The organism is Trichococcus shcherbakoviae, assembly GCF_963666195.1.
GTDB classification, from domain to species: Bacteria; Bacillota; Bacilli; order Lactobacillales; family Aerococcaceae; genus Trichococcus; species Trichococcus shcherbakoviae.
In genome coordinates, this window is record NZ_OY762653.1 from 1,803,613 (window position 1) to 1,825,840 (window position 22,228).

Here is a 22,228-nt window from a genome sequence, read left to right on the forward strand (position 1 = left end):
CAGGGAGCACAGGTGGTTTTGATTTTACCAGTCTTTATTCATTTTCAGGTTCTGGATGTTCAGGAAGTTCTGCGTGGACTTGGCCACACCCCCGAACAAGGTCGCTTTTCGCTTGAGCGAGCTGCTGACAACACTGGTATCGCACGATAATTTACTTTTGAGATCCCCCTTTAGGATGCTGATCAACTCAGGGATTTGCGAATAAATGGAGCTGTTGATCACCACTAGATCGGGTTCATAGATCACCGCCAGGTTATTGACGGCGATGCTCAAATAATGCGCATTGGTCCGAAGTGTTTTTTGGACAACAGGATCGCCTTTTTTGTAGCGTTCGATCACCACGGACGAATTGAGGTCAGGCAACGCAAGCATCTGTTCCAATTCGCTGTAGATGGCCTGATGGGATGCGTACTGTTCGAGGCAACCGTCATTGCCGCAAGGACACTTTCGGCCATCGGGGTAGAGGATGCTGTGGCCAATTTCACCGGCTATACCTTTTTTCCCGGTCCTCAGTTTCCCATTTTCGACAATTCCGGCTCCGATGCCCGTATGGATGCTCAGGCTGACGACGCTGTCCGAAATGGATCCAAAAGTATATTCACCGAGCGCCGCCAGATTCGCTTCATTTTCCAAATATACATAAAAGGGATAAATTTCTTCTAATTGTACCTTCAGATTGCTCTGCAAAGTATAGTTGGGTGTAAAGATGATTTCTTCCTGAGTGACGAGTCCGTGGATCGCAACGCAGAGTCCCGTGATGCCGTGAGGCGTTTCCACCGCATGTTGCGTCAATTTTTCAACCATTTCCGTGATATAGGCGAGGACATTGTCGGAAGAAACTTTGATACCTCTGATTTCGGACTCATAAAGGATCTTTCCATCAATGTAGGCGATGAGCCCTTCTACATAATTAGGTGCAACATCCAAGGAAAGGGTAAGCGCAGCTTTTCCATTAAAAGTGAGCATGATGGGCTTCCGGCCGCCAATTCGTGCGGCATCGCCAATCCGGTCCTCATGGATCAACTCGTCATCCAACAGTTTCTTAATGATCGAGGATACCGAAGCCTTATTCAGACCGGCAAGCACGGATAATTCAGCGCGGGAAATTTCTTTCTGGCTGATGATGGCATTCAAAATGGTCGCCTCATTGTTTTCGCGGATTGTATATTTGCTATGAATCAATAAAACCACTCCTTCTTCCTTCGTTATCTATCATATATCTTCTGAAAGCGCTTGACAACAAAAAAATAATCGTTTATATTATGTTCATGAGTTAGTTGAGCGAACTAACCCAAAGACAAGATAACATTTTTGAGGAGGAAAAGAAATGAGTTATTTTTCAACAGTAGATAAAATCAATTATGAAGGCGTTACCACAGAAAATCCAATGGCTTTCCGTCATTATAATGCATCTGAAATGGTGATGGGCAAAACGATGAAAGATCACTTGCGCTTCGCGGTAGCTTACTGGCACACAATGACGCAGGACGGTTCCGATCCTTTCGGAAGCCCTACGAACATCCGCACATGGGAAGGTTCCACTCCAATGGAAACCGCAAAAAACCGTGTGGAAGCTTTCTTTGAAATTTTAGAAAAACTTGGCGTTGAATATTTCTGTTTCCATGATGTGGATATCGCACCAGAAGGCGATTCGCTGGAAGAATTCTTCAACAACATCGATGAAATCACGGATCTGATCAAAGCAAAAATGGATCAAACTGGCATCAAACTGTTGTGGAATACAGCAAACATGTTCTCACACCCACGTTATGTGAACGGGGCAGCTTCATCCAATAGCGCTGAAGTTTTTGCCTATGCAGCGGCACAAGTTAAAAAAGGCCTGGACATCAGCAAAAAATTGGGAGGCGCAAACTATGTCTTCTGGGGTGGCCGTGAAGGTTATGAGTCCTTATTGAATACAGACATGAAATTCGAGCAAGACAACATCGCTCGCTTGTTCAAAATGGCAGTTGCTTACGGCGAGAAAATCGGCCATAAACCACAGTTCCTGATCGAACCAAAACCGATGGAGCCGTCGAAGCACCAATACGACTTCGATGCGGCAACAACAATGGCCTTCATCCAAAAATACGGTCTGGAAGGCGACTTCAAACTGAACCTGGAAGCGAACCACGCAACATTGGCTGGACATACATTTGAACATGAAATGAATGTGGCCCGCTGCTACGATGCGCTGGGATCGATCGATGCCAACCAAGGCGACATGCTGTTGGGCTGGGATACAGACGAATTCCCGACAAACATCTATGATACGACATTGGCTATGTATGAAATTCTTGAAAACGGTGGAATTGCGCCGGGCGGAATCAACTTCGATTCCAAAGTACGCCGCTCTTCATTCGAGATGGAAGATCTGTTATTGGCACATATCGCCGGAATGGACACTTTTGCCCGCGGATTGAAAGCTGCTGCCAAGTTGAAAGAGGAACGTTTCTTCGATGATCTGAAAGACAAACGCTATGCTAGCTACAATGAAGGTATCGGCGCAAGAATCTTGTATGACGAAGAAACTTTAGAATCGTTGACAGAGTATTCCATGCAAAACGGAGACATCAAATTGGAGTCAAGCCATCTTGAATTCGTTAAATCCCGCTTGAACGATTACCTAGTATAATCCATTCCAAAGTCGTTCGGCTGATGGATGCAACAGAAGAGGAGCAGAAGTTATGGCGTATGTGTTAGGAATAGACTTGGGAACAAGTTCATTGAAGGGGTTGCTGCTGGATGAGCACGGTAAAGCAGTAGCTTCCGCCCAAAAAGAGTATCCGCTGATCCATCCGAAATCTGGATACAGCGAGCAGGATCCGGGACAATGGATCCTGGCCTGCGAGTATGTACTGGACAGGCTGAAGGATGAAGTTGCGGACTTCACCGAAAAATTGGAGGGAATCAGCTTCTCCGGCCAAATGCACAGTTTGGTTGTGCTGGATGAAGAGAATAACGTCCTCCGCAATGCGATTCTGTGGAATGACGTCAGGACAACCAAACAGTGCAAGGTAATCACAGATGCCTTCGGTGAAGAACTGCTTGCAATCACGAAAAACATTGCGTTGGAAGGATTCACTTTGCCAAAAATTCTGTGGATCCAGGAAAACGAGCCGGAAATCTGGGACAAGGTGCGACATATGCTGCTTCCAAAGGATTATCTGGGATATTGGATGACCGGCACTATGCATATGGATTACTCGGATGCAGCCGGCACGCTGCTTCTGGATGTGGAAAAGAAAGAATGGTCCAAAGCTGTTCTCGAAAAATTCAGCATCCCGGAAACCTATCTGCCTGATTTGATCGGATCATCGGGCAAGACCGGAAACCTGCGGCCGGAATTGGCGAACCGCTTCGGCTTTGAAAAGGAAGTAAAAATATTTGCGGGTGGGGCAGATAACGCCTGCGCTGCGATTGGCGCAGGTATCGTGAATGCTGAGACTGGCATGGCCAGCATCGGAACATCCGGTGTGTTCCTCGCATTCGAGGATTCGGCTGAGCAGGATTACCAAGGCAAATTGCATCTGTTCAATCACACCATTGAGGATGGCTACTACTCGATGGGCGTCACCTTGGCGGCGGGCCACAGCCTCAACTGGTTCAAGGACACTTTCGCGCCGGACAGCACGTTCGAAGAACTGCTTGAAGGCATGGATGCGATCAAACCGGGTGCGGCCGGCTTGTTGTTCACCCCGTATATCGTCGGAGAACGCACGCCGCATGTAGACAGCAAAATCCGCGGCAGTTTCATCGGGATGGACACGAATCATACGATCAAACATTTTGCGCGAGCAGTCCTGGAAGGAATCACCTTCTCCTTGAAGGATTCGCAAGTATTGATGGAAAAAGTGGCGGGCAAATCCTTTAAGCGGGTTGTTTCCGTTGGTGGGGGCGCCAAAAATCCGGATTGGCTGCAGATTCAAGCAGATGTTTTCGATACCGAAATCACTTGTCTGGAAGTTGAACAGGGACCTGGTTTGGGTGCTGCAATGTTGGCAGCGGTCGGACTCGGGTGGTTCCCGACAGTGACAGCTTGCGCGGACGTGTTTGTTTCCTACAAAGATGTCGTCCGGCCTATTCCGGAAAACGTTGCAGCCTACCAAAAAATATATGCACTGTATACGCAAGTGTACGGAGCGACAAAAGAATTGTGTCATGCATTGGCGAAAGAATAACAGTCTGTTTGTGCAGACGCTTGAGTGTGCAACGTTAAGATTTTGGGTTTGAATCATGGAAACGAATCGTGGCTGAATGGTTTCATACCATCCAGCCACGATTCGCGAAATGATGCTAAGGAAACGGACAATCCATTTAATGTAAGCGTTATTTTTGTGGGTGTGGTCAAGATGTGAAATTAATCAGCAGTGGAGGAATTTGGAATGAAATTCAGTTTGAAAAAAGGTATCCTTGCAACAGCAACTTTGTTATCTGCAGTGGTCTTGGGAGCTTGCGGAAGTGGCAACGCTTCTACCGGAGAAAGTGGTTATGTCGGGATTGCGATGCCAACGAAATCGATGGAACGATGGATTTCGGACGGTAACAACATGGTGACGGAATTGGAGAAGCTGGGGTATAAAACGGACTTGCAATATGGAGAAGACAAAGTCGAAAATCAGATTGCGCAAATCGAGAACATGATCACGAAGGGCGTAGATCTTTTGGTGATAGCCCCCATCGATGGTTCTGCTTTGACAAACGTTCTGGAAAAAGCTGCGAACGAGGATATTGAAGTCATCGCTTACGACCGTCTGTTGATGAATTCCGAGCACGTGGATTATTATGCCACATTCGATAACTTCGGCGTTGGCGTTCTACAGGCTTCTTATATCGAAGATGCACTGAACTTGAGTGAAGGTGAAGGCCCTTATAATATTGAATTATTCAGTGGATCTCCAGATGACAATAATGCATTGATCAATTACGATGGTGTGATGTCCGTATTCCAACAGTACCTTGATAGCGGTCAACTGGTTGTTCGTTCCGGTCAAACAAAATTCAGCCAAATCGCAACGCTGCGTTGGGACGGCTCGACTGCACAAGGACGGATGGATAATCTGTTGAGCGCAAACTATACAGATGAAACATTGGATGCCGTCTTGTCTCCCAATGATACGATCAGTCTAGGGGTTATCTCTTCTTTGAAAGGGGTGGGATACGGCTCCGCAGACAAACCGATGCCGGTCATCACAGGACAAGATGCAGACCAAGCCGGCGTGAAATCGATCATTGCAGGCGAACAAACGCAGACTGTATTCAAAGATACGCGTATCTTGGCTAAAAATACAATCGAGATGATCGAAGCGATTTTCAAGGGTGAAGAAGTACCGGTAAATGACACTGAAACCTATGACAACAGCGTTAAAGTGGTGCCGACCTATTTGGCAAACCCGATTTCTGTCGATAAAGAAAACTATAAAGCTGAACTGATCGATACGGAATATTATACAGAAGAAGATTTAGCGCAATAAATGATAGGAACGAACACAGGCTGTCTCATTTCGAGGCAGCCTGTGTTCGTTCTTCTCCGGCGAACGGAGGCTTCACCGGAGGACGGCCCGCATTTTGAGTCTGTGCTCCGATGAGGACAGGCTCGCAGGATAAGGGCCCGCAAGTTACCGCTGTCCTCCGGTGTGGGGATCCTCGCCGGAGGCTGGCATCGATCCAGACGTGCAACTCCGGCCAGCGATATTCTGAGATGATTGTACAGCAGGGAATGGCTGATGTATGATGATGTTATACAACATTATCCAGGGAATCAGAATATGGCAGCCCGCTTGCAGCGGTCGGCGAAGGAAGTCCGACCGCTGCAACGAATATACCAGGATCCCTACAATTATGGGAGGACAATGCTATGACGGTCAGTTATGAGAAGTTTGATTTGAAGGAAGTCATCAATGCTTCCGGTCGGATGACGATTTTAGGTGTATCGAAAGTATCGCAAGCTGTTCTGGCTGCCCAACAGTATGGGGGAGAACACTTTTTTGAGATGGAAGATTTATCGGTGAAAGTCGGCGCTTATTTGGCTGATCTGCTCAAAGCGGAAGACGCCCAAGTTGTGTCTTCTGCTTCGGCGGGCATCGCCCAATCCGTGGCAGGAGTCATCGGAAAAGGCAGTTTGTTTCATGCCTACCATCCTTATGCAGAAACAATCACGCAGCGGGAAATCATTTTGCCCAAAGGCCATAATGTGGATTACGGTACGCCGGTTGAAGTCATGGTTCAGCAAGGGGGCGGCAAAGTCATTGAAGCGGGATACGCAAACATGTGCACCCCGGAACACGTGGAAATGCTGATTACCGCGGATACGGCGGCCCTCCTTTATGTCAAAAGCCACCACACCGTGCAAAAGAGCATGCTGACTGTGGAAGAAATGGTGACCGTAGCCCGAAAATACGACTTGCCGGTGATCGTCGACGCCGCAGCGGAAGAAGATTTGTTCGGCTATTATGCAGCGGGGGCGGATTTGGTGATCTATTCAGGAGCCAAAGCGATTGAAGGCCCTAGTGCCGGACTGGTTGTCGGGAAAAAAAGCGCGATCGGGTGGGTGCGACTCCAAGGCAAGGGAATTGGCCGGGCCATGAAAATCGGCAAAGACAATATTCTGGGGTTTGCCCAAGCCGTGGAAGATTATCTGGCTAACGGCAGCGAAAGCGGCGAATCGATGAAGGCACGCCTGGTCCCTTTTGTCGAATCTATCAATCAAATACCCGCTTTGCAAGCTACGGTTGTGCAGGACAGCGCCGGCCGGGAGATCTATCGGGGCAGTGTCAAAGTGACTGGGACAATCAGCGCCAAAGAAGTCATCCGACAGTTGAAAACGCAAAATCCGGCGATCTACACGCGCGAATACCAAGCTAATAACGGCATCATTGAATTTGATGTCCGCTCCGTGGACCAGACTGAAATGGCGAAAATTGTCCAGCGATTGCGGGAAATTTTAGGTGAATAAGAAAAAGGGATTCCCGCCGTTTACCATCGAAAAAGAAGCGAAGGCAATGTATGTCGAAGAACCAGAAAAACAAAACAAACAGCGAATGGACTGCCTAAAATTGGCGGTCCATTCGCTGTTTGTTTTAGCGGTATTCGATCATTCTCCTCCGGCGAACGGAGGCTACGCCGGAGGAAGCCTCACATTTGAGATCTGTGCTCCGGTGAGGACAGGCTCGCAGGAGAAGAGTCCGTAAATTACCGCTGTCCTCCGGCCGAAGCAAGCCTCGCCGGAGGAGCGCTTCCGTCGCTCAGCTCCGGTCAGCGGGCACCGCAGCAATTTCCTCAAACACCCAAGCATCATAAGGCTGCAGACGGACGCGCTTTTCGATAGCCGGCTGTTCCGAATTCGTCAGCAACAAGTGCCAGTTTTTGTTGGACACTCTTGTCGGCAGATCGATTTGGCAAGGGTTGCGGCTCAGGTTCGTGAGCACGAGCACCTGTTTTGTGTCCGATTTCCGCAGATAAGCAAAGACCTGCGGATGATTTTTCAGAATCAGTTCGAACGCCCCTTCGGCATAGATGGGCTGTGCCTTCCGCAACCGGATCAGGTGTTTGTAGTGGCTCAAAACGGACTGCTCGTCCTTTTCCTGATCAAAAATGTTCACCTGCGTGGTGTTCGCATTGACGGCCATCCAGGGCAGCAGCTCGGAAAATCCGCCGAACATGCCGCCTTCCCACTGCAGCGGGGTGCGCGAATGGTCCCGCGTCCAGTGGGTGACGTTGCGCAAGGCATCTTCCGGGGAGGCACCGCTGTCCAAGAGAATCCGGTAAAGATTGTGCGAATCTTGGGCGTCGACTTGCTCCATCGACTCGAAAGCGAAATTGGTCATGCCGATTTCCTGACCTTGATAGATGAAGGGCGTCCCTTTCAGCAGCATGTACATCGTCGCGATCGCTTTGGCAGATTTGGGCGATTCGTCCCCCAGAATCGAAGCGATCCGCGGATTGTCATGATTCTCCACGTACAGGGCGTTCCAGCCGTTCGCCCCCAAATCCTTTTGCCAACGGGAAAGCACCTTTTTGAACCCCAACAAATTGAGCCGTTCCGCGCCCGGCTGGCCTTCGCGCACGTTATGCTCCAGCTCGAAGATCATGTTCAAATAGCCGTCCTCTTTAGTCCAATGTACCGCTTTTTTGCTGGAAACGCCGCTTGCTTCGCCGACTGTCATGATCGGGTAGGCATCAAAAATTTCCTTCAGCTCCTGCATATAGACTTCGATCCCCGCGACGTTCATGAAAGGAGCCCAAGGATTATCGGTGATTCTGAAATCCCAGGGTTCTTTCTGGATATGGCTGATTGCATCCAAACGGAAGCCGTCGATCCCCAAGTCCAGCCACCAGCGGATCATCCGGTAAATTTCTTCCCGCACTTGCGGATTTTTCCAGTTCAGATCGGGCTGTTCCGGCGCAAAGACATGGAAATAGGCCTGGCCCGAGTTGTCATCGTAAGTCCAGGTCGAGCCGCCGAAGAAGCTTTGCCAAGCGTTCGGGAGCTTGTTTTCCGTGGCATCCGCCCACAAATAATAGTCGCGGTAAGGATTGTCTTTGCCTTTTTTTGCTTCCAGAAACCAAGGATGCTGGTCGCTCGTATGGTTCACCACCAGATCCATGATGATTTTGATGCCTGCAGCATGGGCTTTGCCCAACAGTTCCTCGAAATCGGCCATCGTCCCGAAATCGGGATGGATGTCCTGATAATCGGAAATGTCATAGCCGTTGTCGACATTCGGCGAAGCGTAAACAGGGTTCAGCCAGATGAAATCCACGCCCAATGATTGCAGATAGGGTAGTTTTTCGATGATTCCCTGCAAGTCGCCGATGCCGTCGTGGTTGGCGTCCCGGAAACTCCGGGGATAAATCTGATAGCCTACTGCATTTTTCCACCATCTGCTCATGCGCTCACCTTCACCACGAAAGCTTGCCAAGGCTTCAGTTGGAGGTCCTTCAAATTGGTAATCTCATTCCCGTCATTCTGGATGATCACTTCGGCTATCTCGTCTTCAGCTGAGAAGGGTTGCGCGGCATCAGAGAAGTTGGCCACGACTAGCCAGCGTTCGCCTTCGTATTCCCGGTAATAGCTGATGACTTCGTCGACCGTATCGACCAGCTCGAATTCGCCCCAAATTATAATTGGGTTTTCTTTGCGCAAGCGGATCAGTTTTTTGTAGGTATAAAAAATCGAATCCGGATCGGCCAAAGCAGCTTCTGCATTGATGACCGGATAATTTTTGTTCACGGCAATCCAAGGGGTGCCTGTCGTAAATCCGCCGTGGGAAGAAGCGTTCCACTGCATCGGGCGGCGGGCATTGTCGCGGCCTTTGGCATTGATGGAAGCCAGGATATCTGCTTCGGAATAGCCTTTCGCCAAGCGCTCGTTGTACATATTGAGCGTTTCGATGTCCCTTGCTTCGGCAATATCAGTGATCGGTGTGTTGGTCATGCCGATCTCTTCGCCTTGATAGATGTAGGGCGTGCCTTTCATCATGTGCAACAGGATCGCCAGCATTTTCGCGCTCTCCGAACGGTATTCCTGGTCATTTCCCCAGCGCGAAAGCATCCGCGGCAAATCGTGGTTGTTCCAGAACAGGGAATTCCAGCCGTTGTGCCCGAGTTCGGTCTGCCATTTCGCCAGAATCCATTTCAGTTCGGCGACTTTCATCGGCTGCAGATCCCATTTCTCGCCGTCCGATTTTTGGTCCAGGCCGATATGTTCGAATTGGAAGACCATCGACAGTTCGTTGCGCTCAGGAGCAGAGTACAGTTTGGCGATTTCCGGGGTCGCTCCCCAGGTTTCGCCGACGGTCAGCAGGTCGTGGTTGCCGAAAGTCGCTTGCTGCATTTCCTGCAGGAATTCATGCAGCTGCGGTCCGTTGCCGGTGATGCCTTTCTCGGGGATTTTTCCGATCAGGTCGATGACATCCATGCGGAAGCCGCCGATGCCTTTAGCGATCCAGCGATTCATCATCGCGTAGATTTCCTGGCGCATTTTTGGATTCTGCCAGTTCAGGTCCGGCTGTTTTTTGCTGAAAAGATGCAAGTAATATTGACCGCTCGCCGCATCCCATTCCCAAGCCGGACCGGAGAAGGCGGAGCCCAATCCGTTCGGCACGCCGCCGTCCGCGGCAGGATCAGCCCAGACGTAATAGTCGCGGTACGGATTGTCTTTGCCTTTTTTTGCTTCGACAAACCAGGCGTGCTCGTCCGAAGTATGATTGACCACCAGATCCATTACAACTTTGATGTTGCGCTTGTCGGCTTCCGCGATAAAATGCTCCATCTCTTCCATCGTGCCGAACTCGTCAAGGATGGCTTCGTAGTCGGCAATATCATACCCGTTGTCGTCGTTCGGCGACTGGTAGACAGGCGAAAGCCAAATCGCCCCGATACCCAATTTTTCCAGATAGTCCAATTTTTCGGTCATGCCGGCGATATCACCGATGCCGTCGCCGTTGCTGTCCCTGAAGCTCCGCGGATAGATCTGATAAACGACAACCTCTTGCCACCAATGTTTTTTCATGCTGCAACCTCATCTCTTATTTATTCTAAATAGGCAGTGACTATTCTTTCATCAACACAAAACCTTTGCGCGCCAATTCGACAGCCCCGTCCGATACGTCCGCAAGGTTCGAGAACAAAGCCTCTCCGATCAGCTCGACCCGTGCCGTGTGCTCGCCGGTATTGAAGGTGCCGCGGATGACCTCGCCGCCCAGCATGCGCTCAAAGATGACTACGCCGGATTCTTCGGATACCTGGCGCCAATAAACAGTGCCTTCCGAAAGGATTTTTTGTTGCTCTTTGCGGATCCCGTTCAGTTCTTTCACGAAACGGTGCAGATCGCGATCCTGTTTTTCTTCTTCCCAGACCATGCACTTTCGGCAATCCGGGTCCATCCCGCCGGTCAAACCGATTTCATCCCCGTAGTACAGGCATGGAACGCCAGGCTGGATATAGGTGAAGGCCAGCGCTTGTTTCATGACGTCTTTGTCCTCGTTGGCTTCCGTCAATAGACGCGGTGTATCGTGGGAATCGAGGATATTGAATTGCATCTGGTTTGTCTGATTGCGGTAGAGCATCAGCTGGTTGTTCATTTCCGAAACCATTTTACTCAATGATAATTCATTCTTCACGAAATAACCCATAATCGCATCAGTGAAGGCGTAGTTCATCACGGCATGGAATTCGTCGCCCTGCAGCCAGTTTTGGGAAGAATGCCAAATTTCGCCGAGAATGTAGAAATCTTTTTTGGCTTCATCGCAGACAATCCGGAATTTTTTCCAAAAAGCGTGGTCGACTTCGTTCGCGACATCCAAACGCCAGGCGTCGATATCGAAAGCCTCGATCCAATAGCGGGCGATGTTCAGCAGATAATCCTGCACTTCCGGATTGGCCGTGTTCAGCTTCGGCATATGCGGGTTGGCGGCAAAGACATCGTAAGTGATGTCGTAGGCATCTTCGAAATTTTCACCGCGTTTGTAGGAAGCCGGAAACTCATTGATGTGGAACCAGTCGACGTATTGCGAATCTTCCCCGTGTGCAAGTACGTCCTGCCATTGCGGCGAAGAATCACCGATATGATTGAAGACGGCATCCAGCATGACTTTCATGCCGCGCTTGTGGCATTCTTCCACGAGTTTTTTGAAAGTTTCTGCATCGCCGAAAGCCGGGTCGATCTTCAGGTAATCGATCGTATCGTACTTATGGTTGGAAGAAGCTTCAAAAATCGGGCAGAAGTAGATGCCGTTGATACCCAGGTCCTCCAAATAATCAAGGTGATCGATGACCCCCTGCAGGTCGCCGCCGAAGAAGTTCTCGCGGCTTGGATCTGCCGAACCCCAGGCCAGCGTGCCTTCCGGATCATTGCTCGGATCCCCATTGGCAAAACGTTCCGGGAAAATCTGATACCAAACTGTTTTTTTGACCCATTCCGGTGTTTTATAGCGATCGACTTCATGGAAGAAGGGCATCCGAAAGTAGTTGTTCGGCATCCGCAAATAGTCTTCTTCTAATGGATAAACGCCGTGATCGCCGTAAAATACGGAAATCCCATCATGGCCCTTCAAGGCGAATGCATAAGACAGGCGCTTTAAGGGGGCCGTGACTTCGACGAACCAGTAATCGTAAAGATCAGTGGAAAGGGTTTTGATCATCTGAAGCGGTTTGCGGAACCACTCTTCTTTGTCCAAAAAATAAGGATCCCCGTAAAGCAAACCCATCTCGCGGACGTCTCCACGAGCAGTACGCAGACGAACGTGCATCGTTTCTGGGTCATATAGGTAGGCGAATTCGCTTTCAGGGCGATGGTAAAGTGCGGAAGTGTTCATAGTAGTATCGGCTCCTTTTCATTCTTTGTTTTCCCACATTGTGTCACATCGTATAGTTGGATGCAAGAACTTTTAGCAATCGGTTGCATTTTGTTTTTTAGTTAGGGAATGGCGTCCGATGGGTTATTGTTCACCGGAAAAGCTTTATATAACTATATAAGTAAGCTTTTTGGGACGAATCAAACACTGTCGGAAAATGAACCGTTTTCTTTTTTTAAGAAATAAAGCTTGACTATTAAAGCAATCGGTTGCATAATCAAACATGTAAAGGAAATTCATTTCAAGGGGGACAAGTAAGTGAAAACGAATTGGAAAAAGTATTTTGGAAGCGGTTTAATATTGGGGGCATCTGCTTTAATCTTGGGCGCATGCGGCGGCACAACTGATACAAGCGACACAGGCTCGGCTGAAAACACATCCGGGGAAGTCGTCGTCGAAGGCGATGTTAAATTGTGGGTGGATACGGATCATGTGGAAGTATTCAAAGGAATCGTAGCGGACTTCGAAAAAGAATTCCCCGAAGTTACGGTTGAAGTGGCAGCAGGAAGCTCAGCGGATGCAAAAAAAGATGTCTCGAAAGATCCGAAAGCGGCTGCCGATGTTTTCATGATGCCGCATGACCAGGTCGGTCAAATGGCTGAAGCGGGTCTATTGTACCCGAACACAAAATACGCAGATGAAGTAAAAGCAAACAACGTGGAATCGGCTGTGGAAGGCGTAACGTGGAACGATGAGCTTTACGGCTACCCATACGGCGTTGAATCGCAAGTTCTCTACTATAACAAAGCGAAACTTACTGAAGATGATGTGAAGAGCTGGACGACATTGTCTGAAAAAGGCAAAATCGGCACAAACTTTGCTGAAGCCGGAGCCAACTATATCTTCGGACCGCTGTTCATGAGTAACGGCCTTTACTTGTACGGCGAAACCGGTGAAGATCCAAGCGGAACCAATTTCAACAGCGAAAAAGGTGCTGAAGTACTTGCATGGATCGCAGCTCAAAAGAACAATCCAGGCGTGATCCAATCCGGTGCTGAAGCTTTGGCAAACTTGGAAGCAGGCGTTTCCGATGCTTTCCTTTCCGGTCCTTGGTCGAAAAATGATGTCACTAAAGCATTGGGCGAAAACATGGGCGTTGCGGCTTATCCGACAGTCGATTTCGGCAGCGGCGAAGTTCAGATGAAAGCTTTCTTGGGCGTCAAATTGTTTGCCGTAAACCAACAGACAGATGCTCCTTTAGCATCCATGGCTTTGGCGAACTACCTGTCCAACGAAACTTCCCAAATGACTGAATTCCAGGAAATGGGCGTCATCCCATCGAACAAGGTCGTTCAGGCAAATGCGGAAGTGCAAGAAGATGTTGTGGCGAAAGCGGTCATGGAAATGTCCCAATCCACTCATTCAGTCGTCATGCCTAAAGTTCCGGAAATCGTTTCGTTCTGGCCAGCGATGGATGCCATCATCAATGATGCATACAAAGGCAACATCACCGCAGACGAATACATGGAAAAACTGGACAAATTGGTAGAAGACACATCCAAAGTAACAGAACCTGAAGAAGAAAAAGAATAAAAGAAACTAAAAAGGGAGGGCGAAAGATCACGCATCTTTCGTCCCTCCTATTTAAAATGATGAAAGTGAGTGGGGAAGCCATGTTCAAGAAAAAAAGTTACGGCCAGCAGATGACCTTTCGGGAATTGTTCAAAGAAGGGGACGTCGCAACAAAACTTTCCTTTGTTGTCATGGGAGCTGCCAATCTTGCCAATAAACAATACCTAAAAGGTTTGATTTTCCTGTTTTCGCAGATCGCCTTCTTCTATTGGCTGATCCGCAACGGACTGCGGGCGCTATCCATGTTGGCGACGTTGGGTACCCAATCGCAAGGGCTCGTTTTTGACGAACGCCTAGGGATTGAAGTGCTGCAAGAGGGCGACAACTCGATGTTACTGCTATTATTCGGGATTGCTGCCATTGTGATTTGTTTGCTCCTTGTTGGTTTGTACGTCATCAATCTGAAAAGCGCAAGGAATATCCATGAACTGAAGAAAGCAGGAAAAAAAATCCCGAGCACGATGGATGATTTGGCGAGTTTGTTGAATGAACGATTCCATGCCACCTTGATGACGATTCCGTTGTTGGGCGTACTTTTGTTCACGGTCCTGCCGCTGCTCTACATGATTTCGATCGCCTTCACGAACTATGACCACACGCATCTGCCGCCGAAAAACCTTTTTACCTGGGTCGGCTTTGTAAACTTCGGTAACGTCATTTCCGGAAATATGGCAGACACCTTCTTCCCGGTCTTGGGCTGGACGCTGATTTGGGCGACGTTGGCAACAGTCACTTGCTTTTTCTTCGGCATCCTGCTGGCACTTTTGATCAATACTAAAGGCCTGAAATTCAAAGGCGTTTGGCGCACAATTTTCGTCACCACGATGGCCGTTCCGCAGTTTATTTCACTGTTGGTGATGCGCAATCTCTTGAATGGCGCGGGTCCCATCAACGCGACATTGTTGAACTTGGGCCTGATCGATTCAGCCATTCCATTTTTGACAGATCCGATTTGGGCAAAAATTACCGTCATTGTCGTCAACATGTGGATCGGGATTCCGGCAACGATGCTGGTTTCGACGGGGATCATCCAAAACCTGCCGACGGATCAGATCGAAGCGGCCCGGATCGATGGCGCCAACAAACTGCAGATTTTCAGGAACATCACTTTCCCGCAAATTCTGTTCGTGATGATGCCTGCGTTGATCCAACAGTTTATCGGCAACATCAATAACTTCAACGTCATTTTCCTGTTGACCGGCGGCGGCCCATCAAATTCCGATTTCTACGGCGCGGGTTCGACGGACTTGTTGGTTACGTGGCTGTACAACTTGACGGTCAATACGATGGACTACAATTTGGCATCCGTCATCGGTATCCTGATCTTCATCCTGTCCGCAGTGTTCAGTCTGCTGGCTTACACAAGAACGAATTCATTCAAGGAGGGCTAAAAAAATGGCAAAAGTAAAGAAAACAACAGGATACAAAGCGCAACGGCGGTTTTCGCTGGCTACAGTCTATGCCGTCCTGGCTGTTCTGTCGGTCATTTGGCTATTCCCTATCGTGTGGATCGTTTTGACCAGCTTCCGGGCAGAAGGCGGCGCGTTCGTTCCGTATATTATTCCAAAATCATTCACTTTGGATAACTACAGAATTCTTTTGCAGAACACAACCGGAAATTATCCGTTTGTGCGCTGGTTCCTGAACACGTTGTTTGTTTCCGTCATCAGTTGCATTCTGTCGACTTTCATCACAATCGCAATGGCGTACGCACTGTCGCGCCTGCGCTTCAAGATGCGGAAACCGTTCCTGAAAGTCGCGTTGGTCCTGAACATGTTCCCCGGATTCATGAGCATGATCGCCGTGTACTACATCCTGAAAGCCCTGAACCTGACGGAAAGCCTGCTTGCTTTGATTCTGGTCTATTCCGCCGGCTCGGCGCTAGGCTTCTACATCGCCAAAGGATTCTTCGACACGATCCCGATGGCATTGGATGAATCGGCCATGATCGACGGTGCCAACAAGTGGGAGATCTTCACAAAAATCACACTGCCGTTGTCCAAACCGATCATCGTGTACACGTCCTTGCTGGCTTTCATGGGACCATGGATGGATTTCATCTTCGCAAAAATCATCATGGGCGACAACATCCCGAACTACACGATCGCGATTGGGCTGTTCACGATGATGACCCGCACAACCGCGAACTCGCTGTTCATGGCCTTCACCGCAGGCTGTGTGCTGATTGCCATCCCGATCACGATTCTGTTCATCTTCATGCAACGCTTCTACGTGGAAGGCGTGACTTCCGGATCAGTCAAAGGATAGGAATATATAGTGAAAAATCCCAAAAGGCGCTCTTGCCGGAGCGCCTTTTGGGATTTTCTGGGTTTTGTGTGGTTGGGGTGGGCGATCTTGTCGTATAAACATGAATAAATTGTAGTTATCCATGTTTCGGGCTCGAAAAGATGGATACTTCAGAGTTATTCATGCATCCGCCCGGGGTTCGTCCCGTAAAGATGAATAACTCGCAGATATCCATTCTATCGCCATCAACAGGTGTTGTGCTAAAATATAGCTATACAAATATACCGATAAATAAACAGATAACAGAGGATACGCCATGAGCGAAAAACTATTGAAGGATCTATTTTTTAAAGAATATTATTTTTCGGATTTTTATTTTTTTAATGTGGGATATGAGAAGTGCCAGAGCAGGCATCGGTTTGGCCCTTCGTTACGGGATAACTATATCGTGCACTTTGTGATCAGCGGAAAGGGAAGGTATACCGTAACCGATAAAACGCATCACTTGGGTGCGGGTGATTTTTTTCTGATCCGGCCGAATGAACTGGTCGATTACGAAGCGGATGCGGAAGATCCCTGGGAATACTATTGGATCGGGTTTTCCGGCAACAAAGTGAAAGAAATCCTGCATACGAACGGGATCGGAGTTAAGGACTATACAGGCCAAGTTGGCGCACAAGAAGAGCTACAGGGAAAATTCGAGAGCTTTATGCAAGCCGATTTTTTTGATGATTCTAACAAACTGGTAAATCAGGCCCTCTTCTATGACATTTTTTCGTTCTTCAAAATCCATAATGAAAATATGGAAATGGGGGTCCGCGTCAGCCGAACGAAAAAATACAGCGAAGCCTTTTTGTTGTATGTGGAAAATAATTATTATCGCGAGGATCTGACGATCGAAGAAATTGCGAAATCCATGTACCTTCACCCGTCCTATTTCAGTCAGGTGATCAAAGAGGAATTGGGCTTGAGCGCCCTCAAATATTTGAACCTGTACCGGATGAACAAAGCCAGTCAGCTGTTGAAAACGACGGAATTGTCGGTGGAGGAAATAGCAAGCGCGGTAGGATACCAGAACCGGCACTCTTTTTCACGGGCCTTCAAAAACAGATTCCACAGTTCCCCAACCCGGTATAAGCTCGAAAAATAAGACCTAAAAAATTGTACCCTGCGGCTAAAAACATGCCCTTCTTATTCAGTGTGAATAGCCTATACTGAAGACATCAAAAGGAAAAGGAGCATGGACATGGTCAAAATTTGTTTTATCGGTGCAGGCAGCACAATCTTCGCAAAAAACGTTTTGGGGGACGCGATGTTGACTCCGAGTCTCCAGGATGCAGAAATCGCATTGTACGATATTGATGAAAAACGCTTAAAAGAATCCGAACTGATGCTTCAGACCATCAACAAAAACTCGAATCAAAGCCGCGCAAAAATACAATCTTTCAGCGACAGAAAAGAAGCTTTGAAAGATGCGAATTTTGTCATCAATGCGATCCAAGTGGGCGGCTACAAGCCGAGCACTGTGATTGATTTTGAGATTCCTAAAAAATACGGCTTGCAGCAGACAATCGGGGATACTACCGGTATCGGCGGTATTTTCAGAGGCTTGCGTACACTTCCGGTGATGTTTGAATTTGCCAAAGACATGGAAGAAGTGTGTCCGGATGCATGGCTATTGAACTACACCAATCCTATGGCCATTTTGACGATGGGCATGCTGAAAGCGACGAAGATCAAAACGGTCGGCTTGTGCCACAGTGTCCAAGTCTGTGTGCCGGAACTCTTCGAGCATCTGGGCATAAAAGATCAATACAATCTGGATGAATTCCAATGGAAAATCGCCGGTATCAACCACATGGCTTGGCTATTGGAAATCAACCGGAATGGAAAAGATTTCTATCCTGAAATCCGCAGTCTGGCTTCAAAAATCGCTAATCCACATAAGGATTCTGTGCGCTTTGAATTGATGAAACACTTCGGCTACTATGTCACGGAATCCAGCGAGCATAATGCGGAGTACCATCCTTACTTCATCAAAAAGAATTATCCGGAATTGATCGATCAATTGCAGATCCCGATCGATGAATACTTGAGAAGATGCGTTGATCAAATCGAACGCTGGGAAACTCAAAGAGACGAGATCGTCAATGACGGTTCGCTGGAACATACAAGAAGCCGCGAATATGCCTCTTATATTATGGGTGCGATTACAACCGGAACGCCGACTGTAATTGCTGGGAATGTTCTCAATAAAGGTCTAATCACGAATTTGCCGGAAAATTGCTGTGTGGAAGTGCCGTGTTTGGTGGACAAAAACGGCGTTCAACCTACCTATGTTGGCGACCTTCCTACGCAACTGGCCGCATTGGACCGAACAAACATCAATGTCCAGGAGTTGACGGTTGAAGCAGCAATGACACTTGAAAAAGACAAAATCTATCAAGCGGCATTGATGGACCCGCATGCGAATTCGGAACTGTCCATTTCAGAAATCAAAGCAATGGTGGACGAATTGATCGCTGCCCATGGCGATTATCTGCCGGCTTATAAATAAAAAGTGCCTGCGAATCGCTCTTCTGCTTCGGGTTGTCCGATATTTTGCGATTATCGGACAAGCAGGCCGGTATAGTCTGCGTGGATGTCCGATACTTTGGGATTATCGGACAAGCGGGTCAATATCATTGCCTGGATGTCCGATTCTTTGATTTTATCGGACATCCGCTTCACAATAAGCTACCTAATTGTCCGATTCTTCGGACTTATCGGACAACCCCCAAAAGAATAACGCCCAACCAAAGCTGCCTCTTCACGAGACAGCTTTTTCTTTGTATTCATCAACATGTACGCATGGCGGCCTGAGAAATTTCCCGTCAAATGGTAAAAAGCCCGTTGTGAGAACGCTTTCCCTAAAGGGGCTCTAGGCATTGTTGAGGCTTTTTGCCCGTGCTATAGTAGTCACATGAAAAGGATTTCAAAAAACAAAAGGAGATGAAAAATGATGATGCAGAAATTGCAGCGCTTTGGTGGCGCCATGTTTACACCTGTTTTATTATTCGCTTTTGCAGGGATTATCTTGTCGCTTTCAATCATGTTCCAAAATGAAATGTTGGTTGGTGGAATCGCAGCGGAAGGAACAATATGGAAAAACTTCTGGGCGGTTGTTGAATCCGGTGGGTGGACAGTTTTTAATCAGATTGAGTTATTATTCGTTATTGGTTTGCCTATGGGATTGGCGCAAAAAGCAAATGCTCGCGCAGCTTTGGAGTCGTTCGTTGTCTATACCACATTCAACAACTTCTTAAGCAAAATTCTTCAGCTGATGGGCCCGACATTCAATGTTGACTTCACACAAGAAGTCGGCGGTAACAGTGGCCTGAAAATGATCGCCGGTACTAAGACGCTGGACACCAATTTAATCGGCGCTATCTTGATTGCGGCAATTGTTGTGTGGATCCACAATCGCTATTTCGAAAAGAAACTGCCTGATTGGATCGGTATTTTCCAAGGTTCTTCGCTGGTTGTGATTATCGGGTTCTTCCTGATGCTGCCGATAGCATTTTTGACGGCTTGGATTTGGCCGATCATCCAAAGCGGTATCGGATCAGCACAAGGCTTCATGGCCAATTCCGGTACATTCGGTGTTTGGCTGTATGTGTTCCTCGAACGGATTTTGATTCCGACAGGATTGCACCACTTCATCTATCAACCATTCATTTTTGGGCCAGCGGTGGTCGAAGGTGGGTTGACCGCTGCTTGGTTGGAAAACCTGAATACATTCGCACAGTCTAGTGAGCCTTTGAAAGATTTGTTCCCTGAAGGTGGGTTCGCTTTGCACAATGTTTCCAAACTATTCGCACCGCTGGGGATTGCGGCTGCCTTCTATACGACAGCCAGTCCTGAGAAGCGTAAAAAGACATTGGCCCTGTTGATTCCGACGGCGTTGACAGCCATTCTTTCCGGGATTACGGAACCGTTCGAATTCACGTTCCTGTTTATAGCACCGCAGTTGTTCTTGGTTCATGCTTTGTTGGCGGCAACTTTAGGCGCGACGGTATATGCTTTTGGAGTTGTCGGAGATATCGGCGGTGGTTTGATCACGAACCTGTCGCAGTTCATCATTCCGATGTCGATCAATCATATGGGCTCGGTCCTGACCCTCTTCGCAGTCGGTTTTGCTTTCAGTGTCATCTACTTCTTTGTGTTCCGATTCGCCATCCTGAAATATGACCTGAAAACACCTGGTCGTGAAGATGCGGCAGAAGTCAAAATGTACAGCAAACAAGAGTACCGGGAAAAGCAAGCCAAGAAAAATGCAGGTGCTTTGGCCGATAATCCTTATGCCGTAAGTGCTGCGCATTATATGGAGGCGTTAGGCGGTGTGGAAAACATTGTCGAGGTGAACAACTGTGCAACAAGGCTGCGTGTCACAGTGGCTGATGAAGCATTGGTGGCACCTGATGCGGAATTCAAACAAGGTGGCGCACATGGTCTCGTCAGAAATGGAAAGGCGTTCCAAGTGATAGTGGGGCTAGATGTTCCGCAAGTCCGGGAAGCATTCGATCAGCTGGTCGCACAAAGGCCGATTTAACAACATATCCAACAGAATCATCATCATAAAAAACTAAGTTAACAAGAGAACAGGAGAATAAACATGGAATTAAAAAAACAATCGGTCGCTATCGCAGGCGGAGGCAGCACGTTTACACCAGGAATCATCATGATGTTATTGGAAAATCTGGAGATTTTTCCGATCAGACAAATCAAATTCTATGACAATGACCCGGAGAGACAAAAGCAGATCGCGGATGCGTGCGAAATTATCCTGAAAGAACGTGCGCCTGAAATCACTTTTGTTGCGACCACTGATCCTGAAACTGCCTTTACGGATATCGATTTCGTGATGGCCCATATCCGCGTCGGAAAATATGCGATGCGTGAAAAAGATGAAAAAATTCCTTTGAAATACGGTGTCATCGGCCAGGAAACTTGTGGGCCAGGCGGGATTGCATACGGCATGCGTTCGATTGGAGGCGTGTTGGAGTTGGTGGATTACATGGAGCAATATTCTCCGAACGCATGGATGCTGAACTACTCCAATCCGGCAGCGATTGTAGCGGAAGCGACGCGCAAACTGCGTCCTAACAGCAAAATCATCAACATTTGCGACATGCCTGTAGGTATCGAACATCGCATGGCGGAAATTCTTGGAATGAAATCGCGCAAAGAACTTTCCATACGCTACTATGGTTTGAACCACTTCGGCTGGTGGACAGATATCCGAGATAAAGACGGCAATGACCTGATGCCTGCAATCCAAAAGCATGTCAAAGAGCATGGCTACATCACGCCTGCCGAGCTGGAAGGAAAGGGCAGCGAGGAAGTGGAAGCAAGCTGGGTGCACACATTCGGAAAAGCCAAAGAAGTCTATCCATTGGATCCAAAAACCTTGCCGAATACTTATTTGAAGTACTACTTATTCCCGCAAGATGAAGTCGAAAAAGCCAACCCTGAATACACACGCGCAAACGAGGTGATGGATCACCGTGAGAAGATGGTCTTTGGGGAGTGCAACCGCATTGCGCAACTAGGGACTGCGGTGAATTCCGAACTGGAAACGGACGATCACGCTTCTTACATTGTCGATTTGGCTCGAGCGATTGCCTACAATACAAAAGAGCGCATGTTGCTGATTGTGCCGAATAATGGCGCTATCTCAAACTTTGATCCGACAGCGATGGTGGAAATTCCCTGTATCGTTGGTTCGAATGGTCCGGAACCACTCGTTCAAGGCGAAATTCCGCGCTTCCAAAAAGGATTGATGGAACAGCAAGTCGCTGTGGAAAAATTGGTTGTGGAAGCTTGGGAAGAAGGCTCCTACCAAAAATTGTGGCAGGCGCTGACTGTTTCCCGCATCGTGCCGAATGCCCGTGTAGCCAAAAACATTCTGGATGATTTCATTGCCGTCAACACGGAGTTTTGGCCGACTCTAAACTAAGAGTTCCGTCCTGAAACGGGCCATTCATGTGATACAATAGAGTCGCACACCAAAG

At 48.2% G+C, this 22,228-nt stretch carries 16 protein-coding genes; 12 read left to right on the forward strand and 4 right to left on the reverse strand.

Annotated elements, in window-relative coordinates; genetic code table 11:
- Positions 1-24: 24 nt before the first annotated feature.
- Positions 25-1,182 carry an ROK family protein gene (locus ACKPBX_RS08610; protein ID WP_319995133.1) on the reverse strand — a complete coding sequence of 386 codons (1,158 nt, stop codon included), beginning with the start codon at positions 1,180-1,182 and terminating at the stop codon, positions 25-27.
- 145 nt (positions 1,183-1,327) lie between these two features.
- Between ACKPBX_RS08610 and xylA the strand changes: the two genes are divergently transcribed.
- From xylA to ACKPBX_RS08635, 5 genes are all read left to right on the forward strand, one after another.
- On the forward strand, positions 1,328-2,635 hold the full coding sequence (gene xylA, locus ACKPBX_RS08615) for a xylose isomerase (RefSeq protein WP_319995134.1): 1,308 nt from the start codon (positions 1,328-1,330) through the stop codon (positions 2,633-2,635).
- 52 nt (positions 2,636-2,687) lie between these two features.
- Positions 2,688-4,181: a xylulokinase gene (xylB, locus tag ACKPBX_RS08620; protein ID WP_319995135.1), complete on the forward strand. Its 1,494-nt coding sequence runs from the start codon at positions 2,688-2,690 to the stop codon at positions 4,179-4,181.
- 204 nt (positions 4,182-4,385) lie between these two features.
- The gene (chvE, locus tag ACKPBX_RS08625; RefSeq protein ID WP_319995136.1) at positions 4,386-5,474 is read left to right on the forward strand and encodes a multiple monosaccharide ABC transporter substrate-binding protein; all 1,089 of its coding nucleotides are present in this window, start codon (positions 4,386-4,388) and stop codon (positions 5,472-5,474) included.
- A gap of 383 nt (positions 5,475-5,857) precedes the next feature.
- Entirely contained in the window at positions 5,858-6,955 is a 1,098-nt protein-coding gene (locus ACKPBX_RS08630) for a DgaE family pyridoxal phosphate-dependent ammonia lyase (RefSeq protein WP_319995137.1), read from the forward strand.
- Positions 6,948-7,190 carry a hypothetical protein gene (locus tag ACKPBX_RS08635; RefSeq protein WP_319995138.1) on the forward strand — a complete coding sequence of 81 codons (243 nt, stop codon included), beginning with the start codon at positions 6,948-6,950 and terminating at the stop codon, positions 7,188-7,190. The genes ACKPBX_RS08630 and ACKPBX_RS08635 overlap by 8 nt, the downstream gene beginning before the upstream one ends.
- Positions 7,191-7,244: 54 nt before the next feature.
- On the opposite strand, the gene ACKPBX_RS08640 is transcribed toward ACKPBX_RS08635, so the two are convergent.
- From ACKPBX_RS08640 to ACKPBX_RS08650, 3 genes are read right to left on the reverse strand one after another with little or no spacing between them, the layout of a single operon-like run.
- The gene (locus ACKPBX_RS08640; RefSeq protein ID WP_319995139.1) at positions 7,245-8,891 is read right to left on the reverse strand and encodes a glycoside hydrolase family 13 protein; all 1,647 of its coding nucleotides are present in this window, start codon (positions 8,889-8,891) and stop codon (positions 7,245-7,247) included.
- A complete protein-coding gene (locus tag ACKPBX_RS08645) occupies positions 8,888-10,513 on the reverse strand; it encodes a glycoside hydrolase family 13 protein (protein WP_319995140.1) in 1,626 nt (541 codons plus the stop codon). The genes ACKPBX_RS08640 and ACKPBX_RS08645 overlap by 4 nt, the downstream gene beginning before the upstream one ends.
- Positions 10,514-10,553: 40 nt before the next feature.
- On the reverse strand, positions 10,554-12,317 hold the full coding sequence (locus ACKPBX_RS08650) for a glycoside hydrolase family 13 protein (protein WP_319995141.1): 1,764 nt from the start codon (positions 12,315-12,317) through the stop codon (positions 10,554-10,556).
- A gap of 297 nt (positions 12,318-12,614) precedes the next feature.
- Here ACKPBX_RS08650 and ACKPBX_RS08655 point away from each other — a divergent pair, with 297 nt between their 5' ends.
- The 7 genes from ACKPBX_RS08655 to ACKPBX_RS08685 all read left to right on the forward strand — a co-directional run bounded on the left by ACKPBX_RS08655 (position 12,615) and on the right by ACKPBX_RS08685 (position 22,173).
- Positions 12,615-13,889, forward strand: coding sequence for an extracellular solute-binding protein (locus ACKPBX_RS08655; protein ID WP_319995142.1), 1,275 nt, complete (start codon positions 12,615-12,617; stop codon positions 13,887-13,889).
- A gap of 80 nt (positions 13,890-13,969) precedes the next feature.
- Positions 13,970-15,319, forward strand: coding sequence for a carbohydrate ABC transporter permease (locus tag ACKPBX_RS08660; RefSeq protein WP_086989999.1), 1,350 nt, complete (start codon positions 13,970-13,972; stop codon positions 15,317-15,319).
- A gap of 4 nt (positions 15,320-15,323) precedes the next feature.
- Positions 15,324-16,196, forward strand: coding sequence for a sugar ABC transporter permease (locus ACKPBX_RS08665; RefSeq protein ID WP_288927571.1), 873 nt, complete (start codon positions 15,324-15,326; stop codon positions 16,194-16,196).
- A 295-nt stretch (positions 16,197-16,491) separates the two neighbouring features.
- Complete coding sequence (locus tag ACKPBX_RS08670; protein ID WP_319995143.1) at positions 16,492-17,325, forward strand: AraC family transcriptional regulator; 834 nt, start codon at positions 16,492-16,494, stop codon at positions 17,323-17,325.
- Between the two features lie 96 nt (positions 17,326-17,421).
- Positions 17,422-18,732, forward strand: coding sequence for an alpha-glucosidase/alpha-galactosidase (melA, locus tag ACKPBX_RS08675; protein WP_319995144.1), 1,311 nt, complete (start codon positions 17,422-17,424; stop codon positions 18,730-18,732).
- 444 nt (positions 18,733-19,176) lie between these two features.
- Positions 19,177-20,766, forward strand: a complete 1,590-nt coding sequence (locus ACKPBX_RS08680; protein WP_319996421.1) for an alpha-glucoside-specific PTS transporter subunit IIBC — start codon at positions 19,177-19,179, stop codon at positions 20,764-20,766.
- 63 nt (positions 20,767-20,829) lie between these two features.
- Positions 20,830-22,173: a 6-phospho-alpha-glucosidase gene (locus ACKPBX_RS08685; protein ID WP_319995145.1), complete on the forward strand. Its 1,344-nt coding sequence runs from the start codon at positions 20,830-20,832 to the stop codon at positions 22,171-22,173.
- Positions 22,174-22,228 lie beyond the last annotated feature (55 nt).